This window comes from Kitasatospora sp. NPDC101155, from assembly GCF_044768305.1.
Lineage (GTDB): Bacteria > Actinomycetota > Actinomycetes > Streptomycetales > Streptomycetaceae > Kitasatospora.
Genome location: NZ_JBIWPN010000015.1, coordinates 40,362 through 65,713 on the forward strand (window position 1 = coordinate 40,362; position 25,352 = coordinate 65,713).

A 25,352-nucleotide genomic window follows, 5' to 3' on the forward strand; every position below is an offset into this window, starting at 1 on the left:
GTCCGGGCCCGGGCGGCCCCGGGGCGCCACCCCGGGCCCCCCCGCGGCCGGCGCCCCCCGCCCCCGGGGCCCCCCGCCCCCGCGGGGGGGGGGCCGTCCCCCCCCCCCCGGCGGCACCACCGAGATCCCCCGTGCCGCTGGAGAAGATCTCGCGCATCTTACGGACGGCCGCGGACCCTCTCGAGTACGGTCGATCGGTCACGGAGCGTGTCAATGGATGCGGTCAGGTGATTCCCGTCAGGTGGCCGCCAGTGGGGAATTCGGTCGAACTGGCCGCTGACCCGCCTGAAGGACCGGCGGCCAGGCACGGTTGCGGAGCGACCGGGCGGCCCGGGGCCGACCTTGCCGGAAGCTCTTCGCGCGTCAGGGGGGGTGCCGTGCCTCCGGTCGGTCGAGGGCGGTACGGACTGGGTCGACTCCCGGCTCGCGTGGTGACATGGACTCAGCCTGGCTCGTGGCAGCGGCGCCTGGTCGCGCGGGGGCCACTGGGCCTGCCGGAGCAGGGCCACGGTGTGGAGGAGGTCCGCGGTGCTGGTCAGCAAGACCCCGCGGGAGTCGGTGACCTCCCAGCGGTCCGTCGTGGGGCCCGGGCGGGCGGTTCCCAGGTTGCGTGGGCTGGTGACGTCGGTGCGGTCCTGGATGTCGACGGCGTCGTCGACCAGGGTAGCCGTGTAGGTCCGGCCCATGCATTTGACGATCACGGGGGTTGGGGTGACCTCGTCGAGCCGCAGGATCCTGGTGCTCGGTTCGTGCCAGATCAGGTGTGCGGATGTCTCATCCGACATGGGCTTACTACTTTCGGTGCACGAGTGTGTCCTCTCGGTAACTGTACCGATGTGAACGCGCGGTCTTCCCGTGTTCCGGCATCGCGCGCATCCTTGGCCGGGCGCTGACAAAGGTGTCGCACCGCATGGGGGAACCATGGAGTACGGGAGTGTGCTTGAGCGGGTGGCCGGGGCGGCGCGGCAGGTCTCCGGTACAGGAAGGGTGGCCGCCTACATCCCGGCGCTCGCCCGCGCCGACCCGGCGGCTTTCGGGATCGCCCTCGCCACGGCCACCGACCCCGCGTCGGTCCACGGCGCCGACGACTGGCGGACACCGTTCTCGATCCAGTCGATCTCCAAGGTGTTCACCCTCGCCCTGGTCCTCGCCACCGATGGCGACGCCCTGTGGCAGCGGGTGGGCAAGGAACCCTCGGGTTCGCCGTTCAACTCCCTGGCCCAGCTGGAGCGTGAGGGGGGCGTGCCGCGCAACCCGTTCGTCAACGCCGGCGCGCTGGTGGTCACCGACCGCCTGCAGACCCTGACCGGCGATGCCAGCGGGACCCTGCGAGAGTTCCTCCGCGCGGAAAGCGGCAACCCCGCCATCGACTTCGACGCCCGCGTCGCCGTCTCCGAACAGCGCCACGGCCACCGCAACGCAGCCCTCGCCCACCTGCTGGCTGACCATGGCAAGCTCACCAACCCCGTGCGCACCGTCCTGCGCCACTACGTCAAGCAGTGCGCGATCACCATGACCTGCCGTGACCTCGCGCTGGCGGCATGCCTGCTGGCCAGACACGGTATCCGCGCCGACGGCACCCGCCTGCTCACCCGCAGCGAGGCCAAGCGGATCAATGCCGTCATGCTGGTCGGCGGCACCTACGACGCCGCCGGGGACGTTGCCCACCGGGTGGGGCTGCCCGCCAAGAGCGGCGTCAGCGGAGGCATCCTCGCCGTCGTCCCCGGCCGCTGTGGCCTGTGCGTGTGGGGGCCGGCCCTCGACACGCACGGCAACTCCGTGGCCGGCATCGCCGCGCTGGACGCCTTCACCACACTCACCGGTTGGTCGGTCTTCTGATCGCGGCCCCTGGAGCTCAGAAGCGTGCCTCCGGGTGGTGCTCCAGGCTGCCGCCCTGGCTGCTCGTGGGTCGCGCGTAGAGGGGCCGGCAACCCCCAGGCGCGGAGCACCTCCGGCAGCTATACGTCCCGTGGGAGTGCATTCTGCAGGTCGCCCGGGCGCGACGCCTCGTACGGCTCCGCACGGCCTCCACCGCCTGTCATGGCCTCAACTGACGGTCAGCACCAGCCTGCCGCGGACGTGACCGTGCTCGCTGACGCGATGCGCTCGGGCGATCTCGGCGAGTGGGAAGGTCCGGTCGACGGGCAGCCAGAACCGCCCGGCCTCGATCAACTCGCCCACCTCGGCGAGCGCGTGGTAGGCCGGGCCGTCGTGAAATCCGTTGCTGAAGTGGACGCTGTGCTAAGTGGTCGAGTTCGGAAGTCCTTCGGGGGCTGATCACCCGGCGAGGCGAAACGAGGATTCTTCTGGGTGATCGGCGGTGTATCGGTCGAGCCTGGCCAGCAGATCGTCCAGTCGGAGGTGGTAAACCTCCACTGGAACGGCTGTGCCGTGGCGTTGTAGCGGTCTTCGAAGGCACGGAGCCGATCCCCGACCTGAGCAAGGTCGGTGAAGTCGTTGGGCGAGACGACCTTGCGCTGCACGACGGAGAAGTAGATCTCCACCTGGTTCAACCAGGAGGCATGCACGGGGGTGTGCACCAGTACGGCGTTGGGGAACGCAGCGGTCAACCGGTCTGCCGCGGCCTTGCCGCGGTGCGAGGAGCCGTTGTCGACGAACCAGAACACCCGCTTCGCGCCGGCGTAGGGCTCCTGGCTCATGACCTGGGTGACCAGCTTCATGAACGGGTCGACGCCGGTGGTTTTCTCGCAGCGGCCGAACACCGTCGCGCGGTGGACGTCGTAGGCGGCCAGGTAGGCCAGTGCACCGCCGCGGCCATAGGCGTGGTTCACTCGCATCGACCGCGCCTGCCCCGGTGCGAGAGTGGGGTGGCAGCGGCAGCGGGCCTGGATGGAGGTCTTCTCGTCCGCGCTGATCACGTACTCGTCCGCGCCGAGCAGTGTGCCTTCCCAGACGCGGGCGTACAGGTCCAGCACGCGCCCGGCCTTCGGGCGGAAGGCGGGATCGGTGATGAAGATCCAGGACTGGTGCTGCCAGGGCTTGATCGCGTCCTCCTTCAGCCAGCGTCGCACGGTGGAGGCGGACATCGTGTCGGCGATGGCGCGGTCGATGACCTCGCGGGCGAGTTCCGGGCAGGACCAGCGCGACAGCGGCGCGCCGCTCTCGGCGGGCAGCTGGCAGGCCAGGGCCTTGACCTGCGCGGCCTGCAGGGTGGTGAAGCGGGGCGGGCGCCCGGACCGCTTGCGGTCGGACAGGGCGGGCAGTCGGTTCCCGGCGAACCGACCCCGCCAGGTACGGACGGTGTCCAGGTGCAGCCCGGTCTCCCGGGCGATGCGGGCGTTCGAGCGGCCCCGGGCCGCGTGCAGGACAACCTGGGCGCGCTGACGGAGCCGGTGTTCGGTCTTGTGGCCGTAGGCCATCTTCTTCAGCCGCTCGCGTTCCGAGGCGGTCAAAGTAATCGGGCAGGCGGAGGCAACGGGCAAGGCAGGAAGGCCGATCGCGAGAAGCGGATCACGACAGGCCGCATCCTGCCGCACCCCGACACCTGCCTGTCCGGCAGGATGTCCGCCCGAACTGGCCGAGGAGCAGCGGGACCTGCTAATCGCAATCGGGGTCGAGGAGGATGAGGAGCTCGTGGCCGTGCGGGCGGCGGCTGCGGCCACGGTGCCGGGTTTGGGGTGGTCGAGGTAGCAGACGTTGAAACGGCGTCCTTGCAGGAGGCCGTCGAGGTCTGCTTCGAACATGAGGCTGAGGACGTGGGCGAGTGTTCCCGGTCCGCGTAGGCCGATGTTGCAGTGCTGGCGGATCCGGCTGGAGGCGCCGTCGGCTGCCACGAGGTAGTCCGCGCGCAGGAGTTGCTCGTTGCCGTTGCGGTCCCTGAGGTGGAGTGTGACTCCTTCGGTGTCCTGGTCCACCGTCACCGCGTGCACTCCGAAGCGGATGTCGGCCCCCAGGTCGACCGCGCGGCGGCGGATCACCTCTTCGACGCGGTTCTGGTGGACCGGTTGTGCGGTGCAGGGGCTGATGTCGGTCATGGACTCCATCGCGCCCGCTTCGAATAAGCGGGGGTCGGGGTCGGTGAGGGTGGCGGCGCGCATGGCGGGAGTTGTCGGGTCGTCGCTTCCCAGCCCCGCCGCGGCGTGGATCTCCGCCTCGATGCCCAGTTGGCGGAAGACCTCGATGCTCCGGGGGGGGGGAGAAGCCCCGTGCGCGTGGGTGGATCAAGGGCGCGGGGTGCTTTTCCACCAGTACGCAGGGCACTGCGGCTCGGGCCAGCAGCGCCGACGTGGTCAGCCCCACCACGCTCCCGCCGACCACGGCCACCGCCGTTCGTGCCGGTAGCGGTCTCGTGCTGGCATGGTGGTCTGCCGGAGTGGGCTGCTTGTCCTGCGGGTCCGGCAGGGTCTCAGAGATCACGGGAATGTCCTTTCGGGCCATGTCAGCCGTCGTGTGCGCAGGTCGTCTGCGAAAGCGCGCGACCAGTCGCGCTCGGCGCGGCGAAGCGCCTGGGTGTAGGAGTCCTCGGACAGGAAGACCAGGGGAAGGCCCTGTGATCGGGCTGTCCGGGTGGTGGCGTCGGTGGCTGCGATCTCCTCGTCGAGGCGATCGGCTCGGCCGTCCAGGAGGTCGGCGACTTCCTCCTGGGGCAGCGCGTACATGCACATCAGGGCGCCGGTGAACGCGATGCGGCCGCGTGCCGGGTCACTGAGGAGCTCGCGCAGCCACTGCAGGAGCTGCTGGGTTCCGGTGTGGGTGATGCGGTAGACGGTCCGCTCCGGCCGGGCGCTGTCGCGGATCGTTTCCGCGGTCTCGACCATTCCGGCCGCGGCCAGGCGGCGGAGTGCGTCGTAGAGCGAGGCGCTCTTGATCTCCAGCACGCGGTCGTGACCGCGTTCACGCATCGTCACGCGCATGTCGTAGACGTGTCTGGGGCTTTCGGCGAGCAGGCCGAGCACGGCCGTCGTCGTCGGTGTGCGCAGAGCGCGGGCAGCCACGGCAGTCCCTTTGGTCGAATTCGTCTATTCGAATCCGACTATATAGCTTTCGGGCCGCCGTTGACAGGCGGTTTGCGCAGCGGCTCGCAGGACGCCCGTGCGGCGGAGGTTCGCGAGCGGCGCCGCTCGCGGACCAGGACTTGCGTTCACTGCCGGCGGCAACGGCGTCGCGTGCGACTTTCCTGACGAGAAGTGACAGAGCTGGGGTGCTGCCGCCGGTGCGGTGGTGGAGGCGATGGTCTCGCCTTACCAGGCAGGGCTGGTGACGAAGTGGGTGTCGTAGCGGAGTTGCTCGGTGAGCAGGCTGTCGCGACTGGCTTCGCCCCGGCGGATCCTGACGACCTGCCGAAGGTAGTCGAATCGTTCGATGCCAGGGGTGATCACGATCAGGGCATCGGCAGTGTTCTCCGGGGCGGCGCGGAAGGCGTGGTCACAGCGCGGCGGGATGACCAGGAAGTCGCCGGAGCCGGCGGTGATGACCTTCGACCCCACAAGCACCTGGAGTTTTCCGTCGACGACGAAGAACAGTTCGGACGAGTGGTCGTGCCGGTGCGGGACCGCGCCATCGGCGCCGCGGGCGAGTTGGATGCGGTGGGCGCTGAGCGCACCGTTGGTGGCACTGGCGTCAGCCAGTAGGCAGTGGCCGATCTCGGGCAGTTGCTCGGCGTCGCCTGCGCGGACGACAACCGGGTCGTGCGGATCGGCTCCGAAAACTGACACGAGCGTCCCCTTCCATGGGCTAGGATGCTAGCAATCTAGTGAGCTAGTATCGACCTATGGGTGATACGGAAGTCAAACAGTTCAACGTGTATCTGCCGCTGGGGCTGATCAGGCAGGTCAAGCATCACGCGATCGAGACTGGCATGTCGCTGTCCGCGCTGGTCGCAGACGCCTTGCGTGCCTACCTCGACGCCCACGGGCAGCGGCAGCCCTCTTCCGGAAAGGAGTCATGACATGGCAACCGAAGGGTTCGAGGCGGTGTTCGTGGAGACCCACAACTGGGGGAAGAGCGCAAAGTTCTTCCAGGAACTGGGTTATGAGTTGGAGCCCTCCACCGGCGACGGCTCCGGCGTGTTCCGCAACGGCGAGGGCCCTTACCTCGTCGTTGTCGAGATCCCCGAGGACCGGGAGCCCGGCGTGCAGGTCGCGCTGAAGGTGCCCGATGCGGACCTGTTCCGTCCCGATCCGGTTGTGGAGGTGGTCACCCCGTTCCAGGACACGCACTACGGAACCCGGGAGATGACCGTCCGCGACCCCGACGGGCGGCTGTGGAGTCTGCAGGCCCCTGCCAAGGACTGACGTTCTCCCTCTCGTCCGGGCGGGCTGATTCGCCCAGGCCGACGGTGCCTGCGCTCCGCCCGGCGAATCCTGCAGCAGTAACGGCTTTCGCCCTGCCCGGCAGTGGTCATCGCGCCCGCAGGGGGTTCAGCAGCGCGCTGCTGAACCCCCTGTTCGTGAGTACGGCCTGATCGAACCGCCGAGGCGAACTCCGAAGAACGGCACCGGCTATGCCATGACGGAGACCGACAATCGAGCCGGCGAGCGGCTTCACGGGCTCCTGGAGCAGCCCGCACAAGAACCGTGAGTCGCCAGGCACCCGCCTGCCCTGCCAGGCGCTGTCCCGCCCGCCCACAGCCCAGGTCACACGCCTGCCGGCAACAGCGCACGAGAGGGGCCCCGTACGCGGGCACCGGGCGAGGACATCCGGCACAACAAGACGTTTTCGGCCCACCCGGTGGCGGCGCCTGCGCCACTGACCGTGGGGATACGAGGAGCGAAGGACGGGACACGAATGAGCAGATGGCAAGGCAATCCCTGGGCGGTGCTGCTGACACTCAGCCTGGGATTCTTCATGACACTGCTGGACCTGACGGCCGTCAACGTCGCCATCCCCAGCATGATCGGCGACCTGCACGCGTCACTGGACGAGATGTTATGGGTGATCAATGTCTACATCCTCGTCCTCGCCGCACTGCTGATCACGTTCGGCCGACTGGGCGACGTGCGCGGGCCGCGCACCATGTTCATCGGAGGTGTCGCGCTGTTCACCGTGGCATCCGTACTGTGCGCCATGGCCCAGGATCCGGCCCAGCTCATCGCCACCCGGGCCGTGCAGGGCCTGGGCGCGGCGGCGCTGATGCCGCAGACGATGACGATCATCATCGGCACGTTCCCGGCCGAGCGCCGGGGCACCGCACTTGGCGTCTGGGGCGCAGTCGCGGGCGTGGCCACGATCGCCGGGCCCACCCTCGGCGGGTTCCTGGTCAGCACGGCCGGCTGGCGATGGATCTTCTTCGTCAACGTTCCGATAGGCGCGATCGTCCTGGCGATGGCCGTCACGCTCGTGCCCGACATCCGGCACGGCAACCACCGAAAGCTGGACATTGCGGGTGTCGTACTTGCCGCGGCAACGCTGGTATGCCTGACCTTTGCGCTCACCGAGGGCCAGCGGTATGACTGGAACGCCGGGATCTGGGTGCTGCTGGGCACGGCAGCCCTGCTGCTGGTGCTGTTCCTGATCCACCAGGGCACCCGGCAGCAGCGCGAACCGCTGCTGCCCTTCGCTCTCTTCCGCGACCGCAACTACGCGGTCATGAGCTTCGTGTCCGCGACCGTCCAGGTCGGGATGCTCGGCCTGTTCCTACCGGTGATGATCTATCTGCAGTCGGTGCTGAACTTCAGCGCCCTCACAGCCGGACTCGTGATGGCGCCGGCAATGGTGGTGTCAGCGGTGCTGTCGCCGGTCGCGGGCCGGATGGCGGACCGGATCGGCGGCAAGTACGTCCTGATGATCGGTCTGACCCTGTTCGCGGCCGGCATGGCCTGGCTCACCCAGGTCACCGATGTCGGCCGCGCCTGGTGGGAGTTCCAGCCCGCCCTGGTCACGGCGGGGGTGGGCATCGGCTGTGTGTTCGGCCCGATGGTCACGGTCGCCATGTACAACGTGGAGCCCACGATGGCCGGAGCGGCATCTGGCGTGATGAACACGATCCGCCAGATCGGCACAGTGATCGGCAGTGCCGCAGTCGGCGCAGTACTGCAGAACCGCCTGGCCACCTCGCTGCAAGACGAAGCGGCGAAGCGTGCTGCCGACCTCCCGGCCGACGTCCGCGGCCAGTTCCTGGCCGACTTCCGCAACGCCGCCAAGAGCGGCCAGGAGGTCGGCGCCGGGCGGAACGGCGCGGTGGTCCACCCGCCGCAGGGAACGCCGACAAGCCTGGCCCATCACATCGATCAGGTGGCGGCGTCCACGTTCGAACACGCGGTTGTCCACGCGATGCGGCCGACCCTGGCACTGCCCATCATCGTGATCGCGATCGGTGCCGTCTCGTGTTTCTTGGTACGACGCCGACAGGTCGGCAGCCCGCGCACCGCTCCGGAACCAGTCGACCTCAGCACCTCGGCCTCAACGCGCCAAGAGTTCCTAGGCTGAGGCCGTCGTCGACCGTGGCTGTGCTGTAGTCAGTCGCCCTTGCCGCCTTTGTGCCAGCAGCCGTCCGGCGGCGGCCGGCACCGGCCCCGACCTCTGACCGGCACTCAGGCGCATGGTCGGCTCCGCAGTCAACCCCCGACGGACTTCCGGAGCCGACCACTAAGCTAGTGCCGCATCAGGCAACGTTCGCCCTGCTGTGAGGCTGCCTGCCAACAGGTTCGGCCGGTGACGATAGTCGACCGGGTGGCCACTATCGAACGCCCTCTGCCGCCCCTGAACGCCGACGAGCGCACCACGCTCGAAAGCTGGCTTGACTTTCATCGCGCGACACTCGCCATGAAATGTGAGGGCCTGGACGACGAGCAGGCTGCCGTCGCGGCCGTGCCGCCGTCCGGCTTCACTCTGACCGGTCTCGTCCGGCACATGGCGGAGGTGGAGCGGAACTGGTTCCGCCGGGTATTCGCCGGAGAACAGGCCCCGCCCATCTACGACCCAGAGGCTGACCCGCATGGTCCCGACGGCGGCTTCGATCTGGCCGAGGGCGCCACCCTGCGCGACGCTCTCGCCACCTGGCACGCGGAAATCGCCCGCGCCCGCGAGCACTGCGCCAGCCGCGCCCTGGCCGACACCGGCCGCTTCACGGAGCAGGACGTCAGCCTCCGCTGGATCTACGTCCACATGATCGAGGAGTACGCCCGCCACAACGGCCACGCCGACCTGGTCAGGGAACGCATCGACGGCGCCACCGGCGTATAGCGCCGGCCGGAATCAGAGAACCCTTGCCCCGTGGTGACGTGACGCGCGGGCCCACAGGCGGTCCCGATTCCCTCATTGCAGGTGAACTGGCCTGCCGACCGGGCGTGACCGCCGAGGTTCGAGTCAGACCGCGACCGGGCCCGATGCGGAGCCTGGGAGCTGTAGCCCTAGCCAGGAGCGGCCGCCTGGGGCACTCCGCACGTGCCCGCCCCGGCCCGGCCGCAGCGGGCTGGCGCCCCCGGCTCAGGGCGCGGTGGCTTCCCAGGCCGCCTCGATCATCCGGAAGACCTCGTCCACCGTGGCTGCGGGATCGTCCGCCTGGCAGGCCAGTGCGTAGGCGTCGATGGCGAACCGTGCGGTCGCCCGGCAGGCCGTCGCACTCCGGGACAGGTGGGGGTCGGCGGCCAGAGCGGCTGCCAGCGCCTGCGCGTGACGCAGGCTCATCGACTCCTCGTACTCCCGCAGGGCGGGTGATCCCTCGATCATGCGCCGGACGGAGGCACTGTCCTCCGCCGTGCAGTGCCGCACCAGGGCCTGGACCTCGCGGTGCAGCGCGGGGATGAGCGGCTCGTGCGGTTGCCGGTCGGTGACCGCCCGTGTGAGGCGTTGCTCGAAGTCCTGGTCGCGCTCGAACACCAGGGCCTCTTTCGAGGCGAAGTGGGAGAAGACCGTGGTGACGGCCACGTCGGCCTCGGCCGCCACGTCACGGATGCCCACGGCGTCGTACCCGCGCTCCAGGAAGAGCCGCAGCGCGGTGTCGGCGATCTTCTGACGGGTCGCGGCCTTCTTGCGTTCGCGGCGTCCGGGCAGCTCGGTCATGCCATGACACTACCAGGTACGAATCCCTAACCGTTGTGAAACCATAACGGTTAGGGTTATGTTCGGTCGCATGAGAAAAGTGAGCTTCGCCGAGTTCGGCGGTCCCGAGGTCCTGCAACTGGTGGAAGCCGAGGAGCCCCACGCGGGCCCCGGCCGGATACGCATCGCGGTACGGGCGGCGGGTGTGAACCCCGTCGACTGGAGGATCCGGGAGGGCCAGGTCCTGGGAGCCCATCCGGTCGAGCTGCCCGCCGGGGTCGGGCTGGACGCCGCGGGGGTGGTGGACGAGGTCGGCGAGGGCGTCGAAGGGGTCGAGATCGGCGACCGCGTGTTCGGCGAAGGCTCCGACACGTACGCCGAGTTCGCCGTGCTGTCGGCCTGGGCCCGCATGCCCGCGGGACTGACCTTCGAGGAGGCGGCCGGGTACCCGTCCGTGGTGGAGACCGCGCTGCGCATCATTCGCGAGGTCGGCGTGCGGCCCGGGCAGACGCTGCTGGTCAGCGGCGCGTCCGGCGGCGTCGGGTCGGCGGTGCTGCAGATCGCCCGCGAGCGCGGCATCACGGTGATCGGCACGGCCGGGGCCGCGAACCAGGACTACCTGCGCGGCCTGGGTGCCCTCGCCACGACCTACGGCGAGGGCTGGGTCGAACGGGTGCGGCACCTGGGCCGGGTCGACGCGGCCCTCGACCTGGCCGGCTCGGGCGTGATCCGCGAACTCGTCGAGCTGACCGGGGACCCGCGCAAGGTCGTCTCCATCGCCGACCTCGGCGCGCCGCAGCTGGGCGTCCGGTTCTCCGGCGTGGCCGGGAGCGTGCCGGACGCACTCGCCGAGGCCCTCGACCTCATCTCCCGGGGCAGGCTCCACATCCCGGTCGAGAAGTCGTACCCGCTCACCGAGGCGTCGTCGGCGCACGCCGACAGCCGCGCCGGCCACACCCGGGGACGCCGGGTCCTGATCGTCTGAGCCGCCGCCCGCCCGGCGTCCCCGCGTCGAACGGACAGTCGGTAGCGGGCGGTGAAACCACGGCGGACGGGGCCGGGGCGGGGCGGCTACGCCTCCCCGGATGGGCCGGTCGCCGCCGGTGCGGAGGCAGCACCGAGGCAGGCGTTTCCCGGATTCCGGGAGGCCACGTCCGGGGGCTCCTGCCCCAGGTCATCAAGACGGCCGCGCCATCGAGCCCGAGGAAGGCATGGACTTCGAAGCACCGTGGCCACGGCGGCCCGCCAGCCCGGTGGCCGTCGTCACCGAGCTGCTCGCCACCGTCCCGGCCGGCGCCGCCCGCATCGAGGACCTCATCCAGCGCGGCCCGGCCGCCCCTGTCTGGCACCCGCTCGGCGGCCCGGACCGGCGGCCGTGCGGCTGGACGCAGCTGTAGAGGTCCGGCAGGAGCAGGAACGAGGGCGGGTCGGGCGTCAAGGTGCCCGACCCGCCCTCACCAATGCTTTGACCTGCGACGTTATCCAGCCGTGACCGAGCCGCCAAGGTATCCAATCCATACCTTGGCGGCCCATCAAGGTATGGAACCCCACCCCGGGAGGACCATCAAGGTGGGCGGCCGAGCAACGGGGACCATCAAGGAATGGGCGGAGCGCTGCCGATCGCGCCCGCCACGTGGTCGAGTCGACCACTCGGGCGGAGTGGGTCGGGCTCCCGGGCGTGCGCCCCTGACGGCCGGCGGCCGGGGCGCTGGCCGGCGGCCGTCAGGGGCGCCGCGCACAGCACCCGAGGACCTGCTGTGTCCAGCGTCGCGATGCCCAGACCGGCACGCCGCGCGATCTCGCGCATGGGAAGGTCCACGCCCTCTGCGGCGAGGGCCTCGCGGGTGGTCGCGATGATGCGTTCATGGTTGTCGGCTGCGTCGGCCTTCGGCCACTTCACGGACAGCTATTGCGTCCCTGGCCCCGTCCATCGAGTCTCCCGGGAGTCACCGCGGCGTAGCCGCTGGCAGCGGTTGAAGCTTCAATCTACGATCGTGCGAAGCGTGAGCAGCGCCTCCGAGAGGAGGTCCCGCAGCGGTCGCCGCTCAGCTGGCTCCGCCCACCGTTGCTCGGCGGTCTGCTGTACCAGGACGCCGACGCGAGCCGTGAGGAGCGCCGTGTCGGGCTCCAGGCCACGGCCTTGCAGGGCCTCGGCGATGACGGCGGTGAGCGCTGCTCGCTTGCCGTCCTCGCGCTCCTGCAGCTCGGGGCTGGCGGCGATGATCCTCCGTCGGCGCATGGATGCCGTGCGCAGCCCCTCGAAGACCTCGTCGGCGGCGACCTGCAGAGCACGCACGACGGTGTCCAGCGGTGCCGGCGCGTCAGGGCTTTCCGTGATCTCGCGGCCGACGACCTGCTGCTGGCGCAACGAGCGCGGGCCGTAGAGGACTTCGCGTTTGGTGGCGAAGTGGTTGAAGAACGTGCGCTCGGTCAGGCCTGCCCGTTCCGCGATCTCGGCGACCGTGGTCCGGTCGAACCCCCGTTCTTCGAAGAGGTCGATGGCGGCCTCTTGGAGGCGGTCGACAGCGTTGGGTGCCCATCGTGACATGGTGCCGAGTCTAGTGATTGCAGTCACTGTAGTCACGCGCTACGGTGATTGCAGTCACTGCAATAACTCTCATGCTCGCCGCCTCGGCGAAGTCATCGAAAGGGTCAAGCGATGCGCGTTTTCGTCACGGGAGCCTCCGGACACGTGGCCTCAGCCGTCATTCCCGAGCTCGTCTCCGCCGGGCACACCGTCATCGGCCTGGCCCGTTCGGACAGCTCGGCCGCTGTCGTCCGGTCGTTGGGCGCAGAGGTGTTCCGCGGCGACCTCGACGACCTCAAGGGCCTGGCCGCCGCGGCTCACCAGGCTGACGGCGTCATCCACCTCGCGTTCAAGCACGACATGCAGCAGTCGGGGAACCTGACGGAAGCCGTCGAGGCGGATCTGCGGGCGATCGCGGCGATGAGCACCCCCCTGATCGGGACGGGCAAGCCCTTCGTCGGCACCAATGCGACCGGCGCACTCGCGCTCGCGGGCTTCGACGGGCAGCTGACCGAGCACGACACCCGCCCCGGCGGCCTGCGAATCGATGCCGAAAACACCGTCATCGCCCTTGCCGACGACGGCGTGCGATCGTCGGTCGTCCGTCTGCCGCCCGCCGTGCACGGCGACGGGCGGTACGGCCTCGTCTCGGACCTGATCGCGATCGCCCGTGCGACGGGCGTCTCCGGCCACGCCGGCGAGGGCAACAACCGCTGGCCGTCCACCGATGTGCGCGACGTCGGCCGCCTCTACCGCCTCGCGCTCGAGTCCGCGGCCGCCGGTACGCGGGTGCACGCCGTCGCGGAAGAGGGCATCACGATCCGCGAGATCGCGGAGCTGATCGGTCGTCACCTCGACATCCCGGTCCGCGCCATCACGAGCCAGGAGCGTCAGCAGCACTTCGGTCACTTCAGCATGTTCGCCGGGCTCGACAATCCGACCTCGAGCCAGATCACTCGCGACGCCCTCGGCTGGACGCCGACCCGCCCCGGTCTCCTCGCGGACCTCGCGCAGGACCGCGACCTCAACAGCCGGCTCAACGGCCAGAACAGCGAAGCGCCGACCACGTCTTCCTGACGCTTCCGCGGTCGGGTGGTGGTGTGTCACATCCGGTTGACCTACGGGCCGTTCCACCACCGCCGGCCGTCACTGGACGGCGGTGCGCAGGCCACGGGTGTACCAGTCGAACCGTGCGCCGTCCTTGCCGCGCGTCTGCCGGCCGGGGGTGAACTCTGCCTGCTGCGCCACCGCGGCGGATGCGGGGGTAGAGGCCGTGCGCGATATCCGCCTGACCGGGAAGCAGGCCTTCCCGGGCGAAGCGCAGGTCGACGCCCTGCGAGCGCCTCGTCGGCGTCGCCCCGGACGCCGAACGCGCGCAGTGGCCCGGCGGCCTCCCACAACGACCTCGGCTACGGCATCATGCGCGTCGACGAGGACCAGAAGTGGCACCCGTTCCACCCCGGCCAGCCGTTGTGGAACTTCATCAACGCCTGCTTCTTCGAGTACGGCATCGCGGCGTACGACCTGGAACTCGGCAAGAACCTGCACAAGCACCGCCGCGAGGACCCGGAGTTCCGCGCGCGGGCCAAGGCCGTGGGCCGCAAGATCCGCAAGCAGGTGCTCAAGGACTACGTGATCCACCCGCTGCTGTCGGGCCCGTCGTTCCTCACCACGCTCGCCGCAACGTTCACCGCGAACCTGGTCCGCAACATCTGGTCCCACTCGGTGATCATGTGCGGGCACTTCCCCGAGGGCGTACAGGTCTTCGAGCGTCAGTCGATCGAGGGCGAGACGCGCGGCCAGTGGTACCTGCGCCAGATGATGGGCTCGGCGAACATCAGCGGCAGCAGGGCCATGCACTTCATGACCGGCAACCTGTCGCACCGGATCGAGCACCACCTGTTCCCGAACCTGCCGAGCAACCGGTACGCCGAGGTCGCGGTGAAGGTGCGCGCGCTGTTCGAAGAGTACGAGCTGGAGTACGTCACCGGGCCGCTGGCCTTCGAACCAGCTCCTACGCGGCGTCCAGATCGGTCGCGCTACCCAGCAGGTCGGCGCGCAGTCGCTCTACTCGTACAGAGGTGAGAGCCGGAGGCGTTCGAGATGCGGTCACCATGACCGACGGTGCTGATCATGCTCCACCGCTCGTCGATAACGGCGGTGGCGCGAGCTGCGAGGTCGTACGGAGTCCAGCCCGGGGCGCCGTCGCGTATGAACGCGGTCCAGGCCGCGTGCGTGCGGTCCGCCAGGTCGGCCGGCGGTCGGTGGGGGCCGAGCAGGGCGGTGTCGCCGTACAGGGCGGGCAGGTCGGTGTGGTGGAAGACGAACGGCAGTTCCACGCAGTGGCAGGCGCCGAGCGCGCCGCCGAAGGCGGTCGAGCGCCAGGCGAACTCGTAGGCGAAGGTCCGAGCGCGCCGGTGGCGGGCGTGGGCGTCGGCGAGGAGTCGGCTGCCCTGGGCGAAGGTGTCCGTGATGAGTCGGCTCGCCAACTCGGCGGGGTGGGCAGCCGGTTTGTCGGTTCGGTAGGCGGTGAGCCGTTCCCGAGGGTTGGTCAGGCGCCGTTCGGCGAGTGCGAGAAGTTGGGTCTCGGTCATGGCGGCGCCCGATGGCACGGTGTAGAGGTTGGCCTCCTCGCGATTGGTGCCGATGAGCAGATCCACGTCGGCGCCGTAGCCGTCGTGTACGGCCTCGGCGGGTTGCCGGTCCAGCGACCGGCCGTCGATGACGCATTTCACGGGACTCTCGCCGAGTGAGGTGTCGAGAGGACCGTCCGGTATGACGACGACCGGGCCGATCGTGCCGAGTGCTTTCGCCAGCCACCGGTCGTCGATCGCGCCCAGGTCGGCGGGCGTTGCCCGGGTGTTCAGCGCCTCGGCCACCGCCCGGGTGGTCAGCGCGGCCTGTTCCTCGCTGATCGCCGCCGTACCGCTGCCACTCTGGCTGATCGCCCGGCTGAACAGTCGTTCGCGCCGTGCGTCGGGGTTGGCGAGCAGCGCGGCGACTATCATCGCCCCGGCGGACTGGCCCGCAACGGTCACCTTGTCGGGGGCGCCGCCGAAGGCCGCGGCGTTCTCGGCCACCCAGCGCAGCGCGGCGATGACGTCGAGCAGTCCGCGGTTGGCCGGCGCGCCGGGAACGTCGAGCCACCCGGCGATTCCCAGGCGGTAGTTGAGGGTGACGGTGACGATGCCGTCGCGGGCGAAGGACGACCCGTCGTAGAGCGGTGCCTGTCCCGTTCCCGAGATGAGGCCTCCGCCGTGCACGAAGACCAGCACCGGCAGCCCGCCGGAGGGGTTCTCGGGGGCGGTGACGGTCACGGTGAGATAGCCGGGGTCCGGGATCCAGCCGGGCCCCAGCACCGGGGACAGGTCCAGGCCGCCGAAACCGGAACGGGCCAGGGCGGGAGCGGTTCCGCCGGGTACGGTGGCTTCGCGTACCCCGTCCCACCGTGGGGCCGGGGCGGGCGCGGCGAACCGGGCGGGACCGGTCACCGGGGCGGCGTACGGGATCGACGCGAAGGTCCGTACGCCGGCGTGGAGTGTGCCGCGGACCAGTCCACTCGTCGTACGGACTATCAACGCGCCGCTCACACCCGCTCTCCGAACGGTGCCCACGACTGGACGGCGTACGACGAGCCCATCCGCCGCACCCGTGCCCCGGACGCGCCCCGCAGATGCGCGGGGAAGACCAGCGCACCTTGGTCGGCGGCCCGGTCCAGCACGCGTCGCCGCGACGCGCGCGCTGCGGCCGGGTCCTCGCAGAAGCAACTGTTGGCGTCCGGCTCGATGATCTGCACCGGGTTGTGCAGCACATCACCGACGAACACCGCCAGTTCGCCGCCCGACCGCAGCGTGAGCACCGAGGAGCCCGGGGTGTGGCCCGGCGCGTACTCCAGACGCAGGGCACCGTCGATGTCGTGGATGTCCTCCCACAACACGGCCTGGCCGGCCCGTACGACCGGTGCCACGCTGTCGTCGAAGACGTTCGCGTTGGCCGCTGCCGTCCGGGCGGGACGGGCGCTGTCCGGGTGCCAGAAGTCGTGGTCGGCGCGCGGCATCAGGTACCGGGCGTTGGGGAACGTCGGTACCCACTCCCCGTCCACCAGGCGGGTGTTCCACCCGACGTGGTCGGCGTGCAGATGGGTGTTGACCACCAGGTCGACATCCTCCGGTAGGACGTCTACGGCGGCCAACCGGGCCAGGAAGTCGGTGCTGCGATGGTCGAACGCCGGTGTGTCCGGGCGTGACTTGCCGTTGCCGACGCCGGTGTCCACGAGGATCGTCGCGCCCCCGCTGCGCAGGACGAACGCCTGCATCCGGGTCATCAGGAGCCCCGCGTCCTGGTCCCAGTGGTCGGGGGAGAGCCAGGAGCGGTTGTCGTGCCACACCTGAGGGCCGATGTCCGCGAACATGGCCGCCGGCGGGCGGGTGGGGGTCTCGAACTCCACCACGCGCGTCACCTCGACGCCACCGAGACTGAAGGAATCCACAGGATTTCCCCTCTGGGGATCAGCGGAGGTCGCGCAGGCAGGCGACCAGGACATTGGGGTCCGCGGCCGTGACGTAGGCAGCATTCAGCACGTACACGGTGTTGCCGCGTACTTCGATCGACGTGGGGTTCTGCAGACCATCCGCTGCGGTCAGGACAGTGGTGTGGTGCCCGTCAGGACGAATACGGACGACGGTGTTGGGGTGGTTGAGAGCGGCGAGTATGTGCGGCCGGCCTTCAGTCTCCGGTCAGGCTGCTCCAGGATTCAGATTCAGCGAGGGCTGTTGGCGACCGTCGGCGTGGGTTCCGCGGTTCCGCGGTTTCGGCGTGCCCGGTGCCCGGTGCCCGGTGCCCGGTGCCCGGTGCCCGGTGCCCGGTGCGGTCGGGGTGTCGAGTCGGGAGAGCAAGGAGAGCGCCGCCGCGGACGCGGTGTCCGCGCCCGCCGTGGCCACGACGATGCGTTGGCCCTCATCCTGGGGGACGTTCAGGGACTGCAGGTTGAGCTCCATGCGGCCGACGACCGGGTGGTGCATGCGGTACGCCGCGAGGGCCCACTTCCTGACCCCGTGCTCGGCCCACATCGTGGCGAACTCCGCGCTTTTCATGGCCAGTTCGCCGATGAGCGAGGCCAGTAGGGGATCGTCGGGATGCCGCCCGGCGGCGAGCCGGAGCTTGCCGACCACGTTCCTGGCCTTCTTCGGCCAGTCCACGAACAGGTCCCGGGTGTGCGCGTCCAGGAACACCAGCCGCGCCATGTTCGGGCGCTGGTCGGGCTGATCGGGGCTTCGGGGGTCCAGATGCCCGGCGAACAACGAGTGTCCGGTGCGGTTCCAGGCGAGTACGTCGCTGCGGCGACCGAGCACGACCGTGGGTGCGTCGCCGAATGCGTCAACCAGTTGCCGGGTGGTGTCGCCGACCCGCTCCGGCGCGGGCCTGGGCCGGGTGGTGGCGCGGCGTGGTGCGCTGGCCAGGTCGTGCAGATGGGCGCGCTCCACCTCGTCGAGACCGAGGGCGCGGGCCAGAGCCTCCAGGACCTCGGGTGACGCGTTGAGCGAGCTGCCCTGTTCCAGTCGCGTGTAGTAGGACAGGCCCACCCCGGCGAGCTGGGCCAGCTCGTCACGGCGCAGCCCAGGCACACGACGGCGCTCTCCGAAATCCGGGAGACCCACATCGGCCGGCTGCAACTGCGCTCGGCGCGTCCTGAGGAACTCTCCCAACCGCAGCTTCTTGGTCATGCACCGAGTATCCGGCAACGGGACGCCAGACAGCCTGCCCCTGGCAAGGGCAGGCTACGAGCGGCCGGTGCCACCACACTCGGAGCCACGAGCAGAACGCAGTGTTGACCTCGACTCAACTCAACTTGCCCTTGAGCGAGGGGCGTTCGAAGGGTCAGCGCAAGCCGCCCGCAGAGAGGAAGCACGACCCATGAGGCTGAAGCTCTCCGCGATCACCGTGGCCCTCACCGCCACCGTCGCACTCGGTACCACCCTGACCGGCGCCACCGGCGCGTATGCCGCCACGCCCGGCCACAGTCACTCCTGTACGGCGGCACCCGGCGTCGTCGCCGCCAAGGGTCCTGGCGTCTTCCCTCATTCCGTGGACTACGACCCCAACTCCAGGACGTTCGTGGTGGGTTCGCTGGCCCACAGCACCATCTCCTCCGTCGGTCTGGACGGGACGGTGCGGACCCTCGTCGACGAGAAGGACATGGTGTCCGTGCAGGCCGTCCGGGTGGACTCGGAACGGAACCGGATCCTGGCCACCAACGTGGACTACGGACTGGCCGACCGTTCCACGCCCGCGACGAAGTTCCGGATCGCGGGGGTCGCCGCCTACGACGCCCACAGCGGACGCCGTCAGTGGTACGCCGATCTGGACAAGGTCGCGAACGACGGCAAGCAGCATCTGCTGTCCGACGTGACGATCGCTCCCGACGGCACGGCGTACGCTGTGGACGAGTTGACCCCGACGATCTTCCGCATCGACCGCTACGGCCACGCCTCCATCCTCCTGCGCGACGACCTGCTGGCCGGGAAGCTGGACATCCCGGGCTTCCTGAACGACGTGGGCATGAGCGCCGTCGCATGGATGCCCGGAAACATCCTCATCCTCGCGATGGCCGACGGCAGCCTGGTGCGGGTGCCGGTCCACCACCCCGAACAGGCCGCCAAGGTCCAGCTCTCCACCGGGCTCAAGACCATCACCGCGGGCATCCGGGTCCTGCCGGACGGGTCGATCGCCGCGATCAGCAGCGGACTGCTCAGCGGACAGGCCGCCGTCGTGCAGCGGGTCCGCCCTGCCCACCAATGGAAGTCCGCCACCGTCACGGTCACCGACACCGTCACCGACCCGGTCACCAGCGCCGTCACGGCCGGCCCCCGGGGCATGACCTACGCGCTCAGCGGCGGCCTGGCCGCCCTGCTGGCCGGCGGACCGAATGACGGCTTCACCCTGCGCCAGGTGGACGTCCGCTGACCGCACCACCGGCCGGCGCGTACCCCATGAACCTCACTGTCGTGCCGGTGACGAGGAAGCACCGGCCTGATCATTTCCACCACCTCTGCCCACTATCCGTGGCATCGACGAAAAGAGAACCCGACATGTCCGCGCTGTACACCACCGAGGCCCTGTCGGCCGGCGACGGCCGTAACGGCGAAGTCCGCTCCCTCGACGGCGTCCTGGACGAAGTCCTGGCGGTCCCGAAGGAGATGGGCGGCCCCGGCGGCGACAGGACCAACCCGGAGCAGCTCTTTGCCGCCGGATACGCGGCCTGTTTCCACAACGGACTCCGCCTGATCGCCGGCGGGCGGGGCGTCGAACTGTCCGCCTCCACCGTCCAGTCGAAGGTGAGCCTGCTTGCACTGGATACCGGCGGCTTCACCTTGGCTGTGTCGCTCACCGCACACCTGCCCGGCCTGGAGCAGTCCACGGCCGACCAGTTGATGAAGGCCACACATGAAGTGTGCCCGTACTCCAACGCCACCCGGGGCAACATCGAGGTGAGGCTCACAGCCACGGTCCAGTAGGCGCCGTCGAAGCCCTGAGTCGCCGCCCCCACTTCCCACAACACAGAAACCGCGTACCCAGTGATCAATATTGGTCATGCAACCGATGACCCATTCGCTGCGTTCGACAAAAACGGTCTGCCTCCACACCTGCACATACTCGCGGGCGATGCCGTTCACCTGCCGGACGCCGGTGCGGCAACCACCGACGGCACGTCGATACCCGCGATGTCCGCAGCCCTGTGGCAGTTCGTGCGAGTTCGCCACGGAATGCGGCTGGGCTCGCACGGCATGGAGGTCTTCGATGGCGGCCGCGGCGGGAAGGACGGCGCGTCGTACCGCCACGCGAACGCCCATGTGCCGCCGCCGCGTTCCACGCGCGACGGCATCGGAACCCCGGCATCCGCCGCCGTCACGCCGACCGCGGACGGCGGGACGAAGGCGTGAAGTCCAAGCTCGATCCGCTGTCCATGGTGGCGATGGCGGTCACCGTGGTCTCCGTCTCGGCCACCGCCCCGCTCACCGCCGCCGCCTCCGCCTCGCCGCTCGCCATGGCCTTCTGGCGCAACTGCCTGGGCTTCGCCGTACTCGGGCCTCTCCTGCTCCTACTGCGCCGTCGCGAGGTGGTGCGCGTCGCTCGGGGAGAACGCGGCCTCCTGCGCCGGGAGCAGTGGCGGCCCCTGGTCTTCGGCTTCCTCGCGGCGACCGCGCTCGCCCTCCACTTCGCGGCGTTCATGACGAGCACCCGGCTGACCTCGGTCGCCATGTCCACGGCGCTCGTCGCCACCCAGCCCGTCTGGCAGGCTCTCATCGCCGCGGGGCAGGGTCTCCGGTCGTCCCGGCGGACCTGGGCGGGTCTCGCGCTGTCCGTGGTGGGAGCGGTCGCGGCGGGCGGTTTCGACATCAGGTCCGGTGGTACGGCGCTGCTGGGTGACCTGCTCGCCCTCGTCGGGGCCGTCGCCCAGGCCGGGTACACCGCGCTGAGTGAACGGTCGCGCGCGGATGTGAGCACACCGCTGTATTCGACGGTCACTTCGCTGGTCTGCGGTCTGGAACTCCTGGTCGTCTGCCGGCCGGCCCACATCCCGCTGACGGGCTTCGACAGGTCCACGCACCTGTCGCTGCTGGGTCTGCTCGTCCTTCCCCAGATTCTGGGGCTCGGCTCGCTGAACTTCGGCCTCGGCAGGACATCGGCGACGACGATGAGCGTCCTGCTCCTGCTGGAGACCCCCGTGGCGGCGCTCGCCGCGTGGTGGTTCCTGGGGCAGGGCATCAAGCCCGCGACCGTGCCCGGGCTCCTGTTGATCATCGTCGGCGTCACGGTCGTGGTGACGAGCGGCGGCGTGGAACAAGCCACGGCACAGCAGGGCAGACACCGCCGTACCGGAATACCGCCGTACCCGGCCTACGCCCCGTACGCACCCCAACCCCCGTACACACCGCAGCACCTGACGTTCCCCCACCCCGTCAAACGGGACCCCAGAGTGGACTGGGCAAGGCACACCGAGGACGAGAGCCCAACGGTCACCCTCACCTACCACGGCGCTGGGGCGTTCGACACCCTGTTCTTGCGTATGCCGCACGCGGCGGAAGAGGAGCCGGACCTCGACGGTCCCACTGAGGCGTCGGCGGGTCCCAGCCGACGTCGGTAGACCGCCCGTCCGATCGCAGTCCGACGCGCGCTCCGGTCTGCGTTCGTTGCTGGCCGCGCAACCCGTCCACCGTTTCCGAATACCTGTGATCCGAATACCTGTGATCCGAATACCTGTGATCCGAATACCTGTGAATGGAGACACCATGGCCACGCTCTACACCACCGAGCGAATCGGCCCGGATCGCCTGAGACAGGGTCGCCTGGCTGGCGATCTTTTACACCCGGCACAGCCCGCGCAAATTCGAGCCTTGTGAACCCACCGGATCTGCCTCGTTCTTGACCCGCGCCGGAAGTTGAACGCCGCGTTCCACGGGCAACGCCGGTACCGCCACGCATATCCCCGGACCTGGAAGCGGCACCCCGTCTCAGCTCACCCTGCTCGCTTCCGGCCGAAAAGCAACAGGAGTGTTGAAAAGCATGAATAGGCCAGGTTCGACCAGAAGAAGAGGTTTTGGGGGTGGCTTCCTCATCGCGCTTGGCCTCTCACTGGCGCTGACGGTGACCGGTACCGCCCTGCCGGACGTGAGCCAGCAGGCCGCCGCCGCGGTGAATGCCACCGGCTGCTCCCTGAATGCCACGTCCTTCGACGAGAAGCCGCTCGACCGCAACGGCGCGGGGGTCCGCGTGGGCTGCGCGGGGGATTCCGGGGGCCTTCGCTCACTGGCCAACAGCGACAGCGACGTCGTGGCGACCATCGACTTCGCCCTGACGGACCATCCTGATCAGCTGCAGCAGAAGATGCAGGAAGTGGTCGACACCACCCACGCAGATCAGGCCCACGGGATTTCTCTGGCCCAGTCCTTCGTTCGGCGGGCCGAGCAGGTCGATGTGGGGCTCTACCCGCTGGAGACCGACAACAGCATCGACTACGACGGAACCATACGAGTCGTCGGCCACAGCCTCGTGATCGTGGTGCCGTCGCCGGATATCGCCGCCGCGAGCTGGGCGAGCTGGTGGTCAGGGTTCTGGAAGAAGTTCGTCACCGGCCTGTCCATCGTCCTGATAGCAACGGTCGTCGGGGCGGCGTGCCTGGCCGCCTTCAACGTGGGAGCTCCTGCCGCCGCACCGGTCTGCGGAGCCGTGGCCGGGGGATTGTCGGCGGGCATCGGCGAAGTGATCAGCGCTGCCCTGGACAAGAAGCCGATCGACGCGGAAGTCTGGGGGGCCGCGCTGGGCAGCGCGATCTGGGGTGCGGTCGCGGGAGGGTTCGGCGGAGCGCTCGTGCAATTCGCCAGCGCCGAGTCCGCCAGCATCATCGCCAACATCCAGACCACGCTGAGACGCTGGGCGGCGGCATACAAGTTCTGGGAAACCCCGCTCACATTCATGGCCAATCTTTTCAGCAACGGCATGGCCACAGCCCTGGTCTCACGACTCCAACTACTCCAGCGGGGCGTGGGCGGCCAAGGGGGTGGCTCCCTTCCGAGCGGGACGCTCAAGGTCATGGTGGTGGGTGATTCGATGAGCCAGGGTCGCGAGGGCGACTGGACCTGGCGCTACCGCTTGTACCAGTGGTTCCTCAACCAGGGTGTCTCCGTCGACTTCGCCGGCCCTTACAAGGGCACCCGGGAGCCCGATGCCCCGACACCCCCCACCCCGCCCCTTCTGCAGGGAGAAGTTTCCGCCACGTCGGGCGAAGTCCGCGCCGGCGGCTCGTACGCCGAGGGGCTGTTGCCTTTCGACAGCGACCACTTCTCGGTCTGGGGCCGACAGGCGGCCCAGGACAAGAACCTGATCAGGGCTCAGGTGGAGCGGTACCAGCCCGACCTTCTCCTGGTCGGGCTGGGGTTCAACGACATGGGCTGGTTCGTCAGCGACTCCGCAGGGACCCTCGACAGCATGCACACGCTGGTCGACGAGGCCCGGGCCGCCAAACCCGACCTCGACATCGCCCTGGCCAACGTCCCCCAGCGCACCCACATCGGCGGCCGCGACGACCTGCCCGTCAAGACCGCCGCCTACAACGACATGCTGAAGGCCGCGATCCCGTCGTGGAGCACCGCCACGTCCCCCGTGAAACTGGTCGACTGGGCCGGCAACTACAGCTGCGGGGTCGACAGCTGCCCGGCCGGCTACGACGGTCTGCACCCCAACGCACTGGGCGAGTACCAGATCGCCCAGGCTTATGAGCGCACCCTGCACGACGGCTGGGGCATCGGATCCTTCGTGCCCGATGTCCCCACGAACGTCCCGGCCCGGCCGACCCCCGTGCCCAGCAACGTCAAAGCCGAGGCCAACCCGGCCGGGATCACGGTGACCTGGGACAAGGTCTACGGCGCCCGCGGCTACACCGTCCGGTCCAGGCTCGCGGGCCGGGGCTTCGACTGGACCGAGTCCACGCCGCCGGCGAACCGCTTCGACACCTCGTGGACCGCCGACGGCTGGCAGTGGGAATACCAGGTCCGCACCCTCAACGCCACTGACGGGGAGTCCGACTGGTCCCCGATCGTCACCGCGGTGGCACACCCGCAAACCGCCCCACCGCCCACCGGAATCGTCGCCCACGCCACCGCCACCGGCCTCGACACCGCGTGGAACGCGGCGACAGGCCCCTACACCGACACGATCGACCGCTACCAGATCATCATCTGGGACAGGGACACCCCCGGCGCATACATCGAGGGCACCGCGGTCAAGGGGCTGTCAGTGCACATCGACGGGCTGGTGCGCGGCCACCACTACCAAGTCTGGCTGGTGACCTGGAACGCCGTCGGCCAAGGTCTCCCAGGATACGGCGGGACCGTCACCATCGGCGCCTGAACACCCCCGGCACCGACCGGCCGCCAGGTCTCCCGCACCGACGGCACCACCGTCAAGCCCACCAGGAACGCCTCAAGCGGGGACGACGATCAGAGCCCCGGAACCCCTGCCCCTTGGGTCCCGGGGCTCTGCCCGTCGGATCCCCGACGCCCCGGCGCCGCCTCGGGCTGCCGCTGCGGAGTAGAGCGAGGGGAGGATCTGAGAGGTCTGGACGAATGGCAAGTAGTCGCGTCGCGGTGGCCCTGGCGGTGCAGGCCGTTCCGTGCGGGGCGGGCTCGGGTCAGGCTGGGGGGATGACCGTTTCGAGGGCACGTTCGACGGCGCGGCTGAAGAGTTCGTCGTCGCTCCAGGGCGCTTCGATGAAGCCTGAGGTGGTGAGCGTCGGGTAGAGGTGAGCGCGGTCGGCGATGTGGGCGCGTGCCTTGTCGAGGACGGCGGGGTTGTCCAGCCAGCGCCAGGTGGCGTCGGCCATCGCCGCGCCGATGACGAAGTTGACCAGGAGCCGGGTGGCGCAGGCGAGGTCGATGCCGGACAGGCCGGCGCTGGTCAGTTCGGCTTGGAGGTACTCCGTGCGCGCCAGGACGTTCGGCCCCAGCAGCGGTCGGCTGAAGAAGCCGGGCGACCAGGGGTGGGCCACCATCACGGCATGCCAGTCGAGCAGTAGCGCGTAGATCGCGGCGCGCGGCTCAAGGTCGGGGGCCGGTGGCGGTACTTCGCCGATGATGTGGTCCGTCGCGAGGTCGAGCAGGTCTTCCTTCGTCTTGACGTGCCAGTAGAGCGCCGTCGAGCTCACGTCGAGTCGCTGGGCCAGTCGCCGCATCGTCAGCTTCTCAGCTCCGTGCGCGTCGAGCTCACTGACGGCGGCGGCCACGATCCGCTCAAGGGTGAGCGGGGTGGCGCGGCGCGGTGGGCGCTCGCCCGCATCGCGCAGCCACACGCTCTCGCCGGTGGGGGCATCTTCCGTGGTCACGGTCAC

General features: G+C 69.6%; 23 protein-coding genes and 3 pseudogenes. 14 read left to right on the top strand and 12 right to left on the bottom strand.

All coding sequences use genetic code 11. The features are described 5' to 3' along the window. The first annotated feature begins 921 nt into the window (after positions 1–921). Positions 922–1,839 carry a glutaminase gene (locus tag ACIRYZ_RS23265; protein ID WP_402947036.1) on the top strand — a complete coding sequence of 306 codons (918 nt, stop codon included), beginning with the start codon at positions 922–924 and terminating at the stop codon, positions 1,837–1,839. A 207-nt stretch (positions 1,840–2,046) separates the two neighbouring features. On the opposite strand, the pseudogene ACIRYZ_RS23270 reads toward ACIRYZ_RS23265, so the two are convergent. From ACIRYZ_RS23270 to ACIRYZ_RS23290, 5 genes and pseudogenes are all read right to left on the bottom strand, one after another. Next, a pseudogene (locus ACIRYZ_RS23270) lies at positions 2,047–2,241 on the bottom strand (zinc-binding dehydrogenase); the annotation flags it as partial. Continuing rightward, entirely contained in the window at positions 2,169–4,142 is a 1,974-nt protein-coding gene (locus tag ACIRYZ_RS23275) for an IS630 family transposase (RefSeq protein WP_402947419.1), read from the bottom strand. The pseudogene ACIRYZ_RS23270 and the gene ACIRYZ_RS23275, both read right to left, overlap by 73 nt. A gap of 25 nt (positions 4,143–4,167) precedes the next feature. Beyond that, positions 4,168–4,398, bottom strand: a pseudogene (locus tag ACIRYZ_RS23280) (FAD-dependent monooxygenase); the annotation flags it as partial. Continuing rightward, positions 4,374–4,955, bottom strand: a complete 582-nt coding sequence (locus ACIRYZ_RS23285) for a PadR family transcriptional regulator (protein WP_402947039.1) — start codon at positions 4,953–4,955, stop codon at positions 4,374–4,376. The pseudogene ACIRYZ_RS23280 and the gene ACIRYZ_RS23285, both read right to left, overlap by 25 nt. A 246-nt stretch (positions 4,956–5,201) precedes the next feature. After that, positions 5,202–5,675 (bottom strand): cupin domain-containing protein, encoded by a 474-nt coding sequence (locus tag ACIRYZ_RS23290; protein ID WP_402947042.1) that lies wholly within the window; start codon positions 5,673–5,675, stop codon positions 5,202–5,204. 56 nt (positions 5,676–5,731) lie between these two features. Between ACIRYZ_RS23290 and ACIRYZ_RS23295 the strand changes: the two genes are divergently transcribed. The 4 genes from ACIRYZ_RS23295 to ACIRYZ_RS23310 all read left to right on the top strand — a co-directional run bounded on the left by ACIRYZ_RS23295 (position 5,732) and on the right by ACIRYZ_RS23310 (position 9,144). Then, complete coding sequence (locus tag ACIRYZ_RS23295; protein WP_402947045.1) at positions 5,732–5,908, top strand: ribbon-helix-helix domain-containing protein; 177 nt, start codon at positions 5,732–5,734, stop codon at positions 5,906–5,908. Position 5,909: 1 nt separating this feature from the next. Beyond that, positions 5,910–6,254: a VOC family protein gene (locus tag ACIRYZ_RS23300; RefSeq protein ID WP_402947047.1), complete on the top strand. Its 345-nt coding sequence runs from the start codon at positions 5,910–5,912 to the stop codon at positions 6,252–6,254. 523 nt (positions 6,255–6,777) lie between these two features. Beyond that, the gene (locus ACIRYZ_RS23305; protein WP_402947050.1) at positions 6,778–8,388 is read left to right on the top strand and encodes a DHA2 family efflux MFS transporter permease subunit; all 1,611 of its coding nucleotides are present in this window, start codon (positions 6,778–6,780) and stop codon (positions 8,386–8,388) included. A gap of 243 nt (positions 8,389–8,631) precedes the next feature. Beyond that, positions 8,632–9,144, top strand: a complete 513-nt coding sequence (locus tag ACIRYZ_RS23310; protein WP_402947053.1) for a DinB family protein — start codon at positions 8,632–8,634, stop codon at positions 9,142–9,144. A 243-nt stretch (positions 9,145–9,387) separates the two neighbouring features. Here ACIRYZ_RS23310 and ACIRYZ_RS23315 read toward each other — a convergent pair whose 3' ends face one another. Further along, positions 9,388–9,963: a TetR/AcrR family transcriptional regulator gene (locus tag ACIRYZ_RS23315; protein WP_402947056.1), complete on the bottom strand. Its 576-nt coding sequence runs from the start codon at positions 9,961–9,963 to the stop codon at positions 9,388–9,390. 70 nt (positions 9,964–10,033) lie between these two features. Here ACIRYZ_RS23315 and ACIRYZ_RS23320 point away from each other — a divergent pair, with 70 nt between their 5' ends. Both ACIRYZ_RS23320 and ACIRYZ_RS23325 read left to right on the top strand, forming a co-directional pair. Next, positions 10,034–10,927: an NADP-dependent oxidoreductase gene (locus ACIRYZ_RS23320; protein WP_402947058.1), complete on the top strand. Its 894-nt coding sequence runs from the start codon at positions 10,034–10,036 to the stop codon at positions 10,925–10,927. Positions 10,928–11,153: 226 nt separating this feature from the next. Continuing rightward, the gene (locus ACIRYZ_RS23325) at positions 11,154–11,339 is read left to right on the top strand and encodes a hypothetical protein (RefSeq protein WP_402947061.1); all 186 of its coding nucleotides are present in this window, start codon (positions 11,154–11,156) and stop codon (positions 11,337–11,339) included. A gap of 197 nt (positions 11,340–11,536) precedes the next feature. On the opposite strand, the gene ACIRYZ_RS23330 is transcribed toward ACIRYZ_RS23325, so the two are convergent. Continuing rightward, positions 11,537–11,842 carry a hypothetical protein gene (locus tag ACIRYZ_RS23330; protein WP_402947064.1) on the bottom strand — a complete coding sequence of 102 codons (306 nt, stop codon included), beginning with the start codon at positions 11,840–11,842 and terminating at the stop codon, positions 11,537–11,539. 81 nt (positions 11,843–11,923) lie between these two features. After that, positions 11,924–12,490: a TetR family transcriptional regulator gene (locus tag ACIRYZ_RS23335; RefSeq protein ID WP_402947066.1), complete on the bottom strand. Its 567-nt coding sequence runs from the start codon at positions 12,488–12,490 to the stop codon at positions 11,924–11,926. 111 nt (positions 12,491–12,601) lie between these two features. Here ACIRYZ_RS23335 and ACIRYZ_RS23340 point away from each other — a divergent pair, with 111 nt between their 5' ends. Further along, the gene (locus tag ACIRYZ_RS23340) at positions 12,602–13,546 is read left to right on the top strand and encodes an SDR family oxidoreductase (protein ID WP_402947069.1); all 945 of its coding nucleotides are present in this window, start codon (positions 12,602–12,604) and stop codon (positions 13,544–13,546) included. Between the two features lie 321 nt (positions 13,547–13,867). After that, positions 13,868–14,467 (top strand): annotated as a pseudogene (locus ACIRYZ_RS23345) (fatty acid desaturase family protein); the annotation flags it as partial. 41 nt (positions 14,468–14,508) lie between these two features. Here the strand turns inward: ACIRYZ_RS23345 and ACIRYZ_RS23350 are convergent. The 3 genes from ACIRYZ_RS23350 to ACIRYZ_RS23360 form a co-directional block, all read right to left on the bottom strand. Continuing rightward, positions 14,509–16,059, bottom strand: coding sequence for a carboxylesterase/lipase family protein (locus tag ACIRYZ_RS23350; RefSeq protein ID WP_402947072.1), 1,551 nt, complete (start codon positions 16,057–16,059; stop codon positions 14,509–14,511). After that, complete coding sequence (locus ACIRYZ_RS23355; protein ID WP_402947075.1) at positions 16,056–16,958, bottom strand: MBL fold metallo-hydrolase; 903 nt, start codon at positions 16,956–16,958, stop codon at positions 16,056–16,058. Before ACIRYZ_RS23355 ends, ACIRYZ_RS23350 begins: the two co-directional genes overlap by 4 nt. A 247-nt stretch (positions 16,959–17,205) precedes the next feature. Further along, the gene (locus ACIRYZ_RS23360; protein ID WP_402947077.1) at positions 17,206–18,192 is read right to left on the bottom strand and encodes a helix-turn-helix transcriptional regulator; all 987 of its coding nucleotides are present in this window, start codon (positions 18,190–18,192) and stop codon (positions 17,206–17,208) included. Positions 18,193–18,382: 190 nt separating this feature from the next. On the opposite strand from ACIRYZ_RS23360, the gene ACIRYZ_RS23365 reads away from it, so the two are divergent. From ACIRYZ_RS23365 to ACIRYZ_RS23385, 5 genes are all read left to right on the top strand, one after another. Next, positions 18,383–19,432, top strand: a complete 1,050-nt coding sequence (locus ACIRYZ_RS23365; RefSeq protein WP_402947080.1) for a hypothetical protein — start codon at positions 18,383–18,385, stop codon at positions 19,430–19,432. 125 nt (positions 19,433–19,557) lie between these two features. Beyond that, positions 19,558–19,983 (top strand): organic hydroperoxide resistance protein, encoded by a 426-nt coding sequence (locus tag ACIRYZ_RS23370; protein ID WP_402947082.1) that lies wholly within the window; start codon positions 19,558–19,560, stop codon positions 19,981–19,983. Positions 19,984–20,043: 60 nt separating this feature from the next. Next, positions 20,044–20,409 carry a hypothetical protein gene (locus ACIRYZ_RS23375; RefSeq protein WP_402947085.1) on the top strand — a complete coding sequence of 122 codons (366 nt, stop codon included), beginning with the start codon at positions 20,044–20,046 and terminating at the stop codon, positions 20,407–20,409. Further along, on the top strand, positions 20,406–21,614 hold the full coding sequence (locus ACIRYZ_RS23380) for a DMT family transporter (protein WP_402947088.1): 1,209 nt from the start codon (positions 20,406–20,408) through the stop codon (positions 21,612–21,614). The genes ACIRYZ_RS23375 and ACIRYZ_RS23380 overlap by 4 nt, the downstream gene beginning before the upstream one ends. A gap of 524 nt (positions 21,615–22,138) precedes the next feature. Then, positions 22,139–24,376 (top strand): GDSL-type esterase/lipase family protein, encoded by a 2,238-nt coding sequence (locus ACIRYZ_RS23385; RefSeq protein ID WP_402947090.1) that lies wholly within the window; start codon positions 22,139–22,141, stop codon positions 24,374–24,376. 280 nt (positions 24,377–24,656) lie between these two features. On the opposite strand, the gene ACIRYZ_RS23390 is transcribed toward ACIRYZ_RS23385, so the two are convergent. Then, complete coding sequence (locus ACIRYZ_RS23390; RefSeq protein WP_402947093.1) at positions 24,657–25,346, bottom strand: TetR/AcrR family transcriptional regulator; 690 nt, start codon at positions 25,344–25,346, stop codon at positions 24,657–24,659. Positions 25,347–25,352: the final 6 nt, after the last annotated feature.

Coding starts and splice junctions, on each gene's coding strand:
- ACIRYZ_RS23265 (WP_402947036.1), top strand. CDS start 922: ATGGAGTACGGGAGTGTGCTTGAGCGGGTGGCCGGGGCGGCGCGGCAG.
- ACIRYZ_RS23295 (WP_402947045.1), top strand. CDS start 5,732: ATGGGTGATACGGAAGTCAAACAGTTCAACGTGTATCTGCCGCTGGGG.
- ACIRYZ_RS23300 (WP_402947047.1), top strand. CDS start 5,910: ATGGCAACCGAAGGGTTCGAGGCGGTGTTCGTGGAGACCCACAACTGG.
- ACIRYZ_RS23315 (WP_402947056.1), bottom strand. CDS start 9,963: ATGACCGAGCTGCCCGGACGCCGCGAACGCAAGAAGGCCGCGACCCGT.
- ACIRYZ_RS23320 (WP_402947058.1), top strand. CDS start 10,034: ATGAGAAAAGTGAGCTTCGCCGAGTTCGGCGGTCCCGAGGTCCTGCAA.
- ACIRYZ_RS23325 (WP_402947061.1), top strand. CDS start 11,154: ATGGACTTCGAAGCACCGTGGCCACGGCGGCCCGCCAGCCCGGTGGCC.
- ACIRYZ_RS23335 (WP_402947066.1), bottom strand. CDS start 12,490: ATGTCACGATGGGCACCCAACGCTGTCGACCGCCTCCAAGAGGCCGCC.
- ACIRYZ_RS23340 (WP_402947069.1), top strand. CDS start 12,602: ATGCGCGTTTTCGTCACGGGAGCCTCCGGACACGTGGCCTCAGCCGTC.
- ACIRYZ_RS23360 (WP_402947077.1), bottom strand. CDS start 18,192: ATGACCAAGAAGCTGCGGTTGGGAGAGTTCCTCAGGACGCGCCGAGCG.
- ACIRYZ_RS23365 (WP_402947080.1), top strand. CDS start 18,383: ATGAGGCTGAAGCTCTCCGCGATCACCGTGGCCCTCACCGCCACCGTC.
- ACIRYZ_RS23370 (WP_402947082.1), top strand. CDS start 19,558: ATGTCCGCGCTGTACACCACCGAGGCCCTGTCGGCCGGCGACGGCCGT.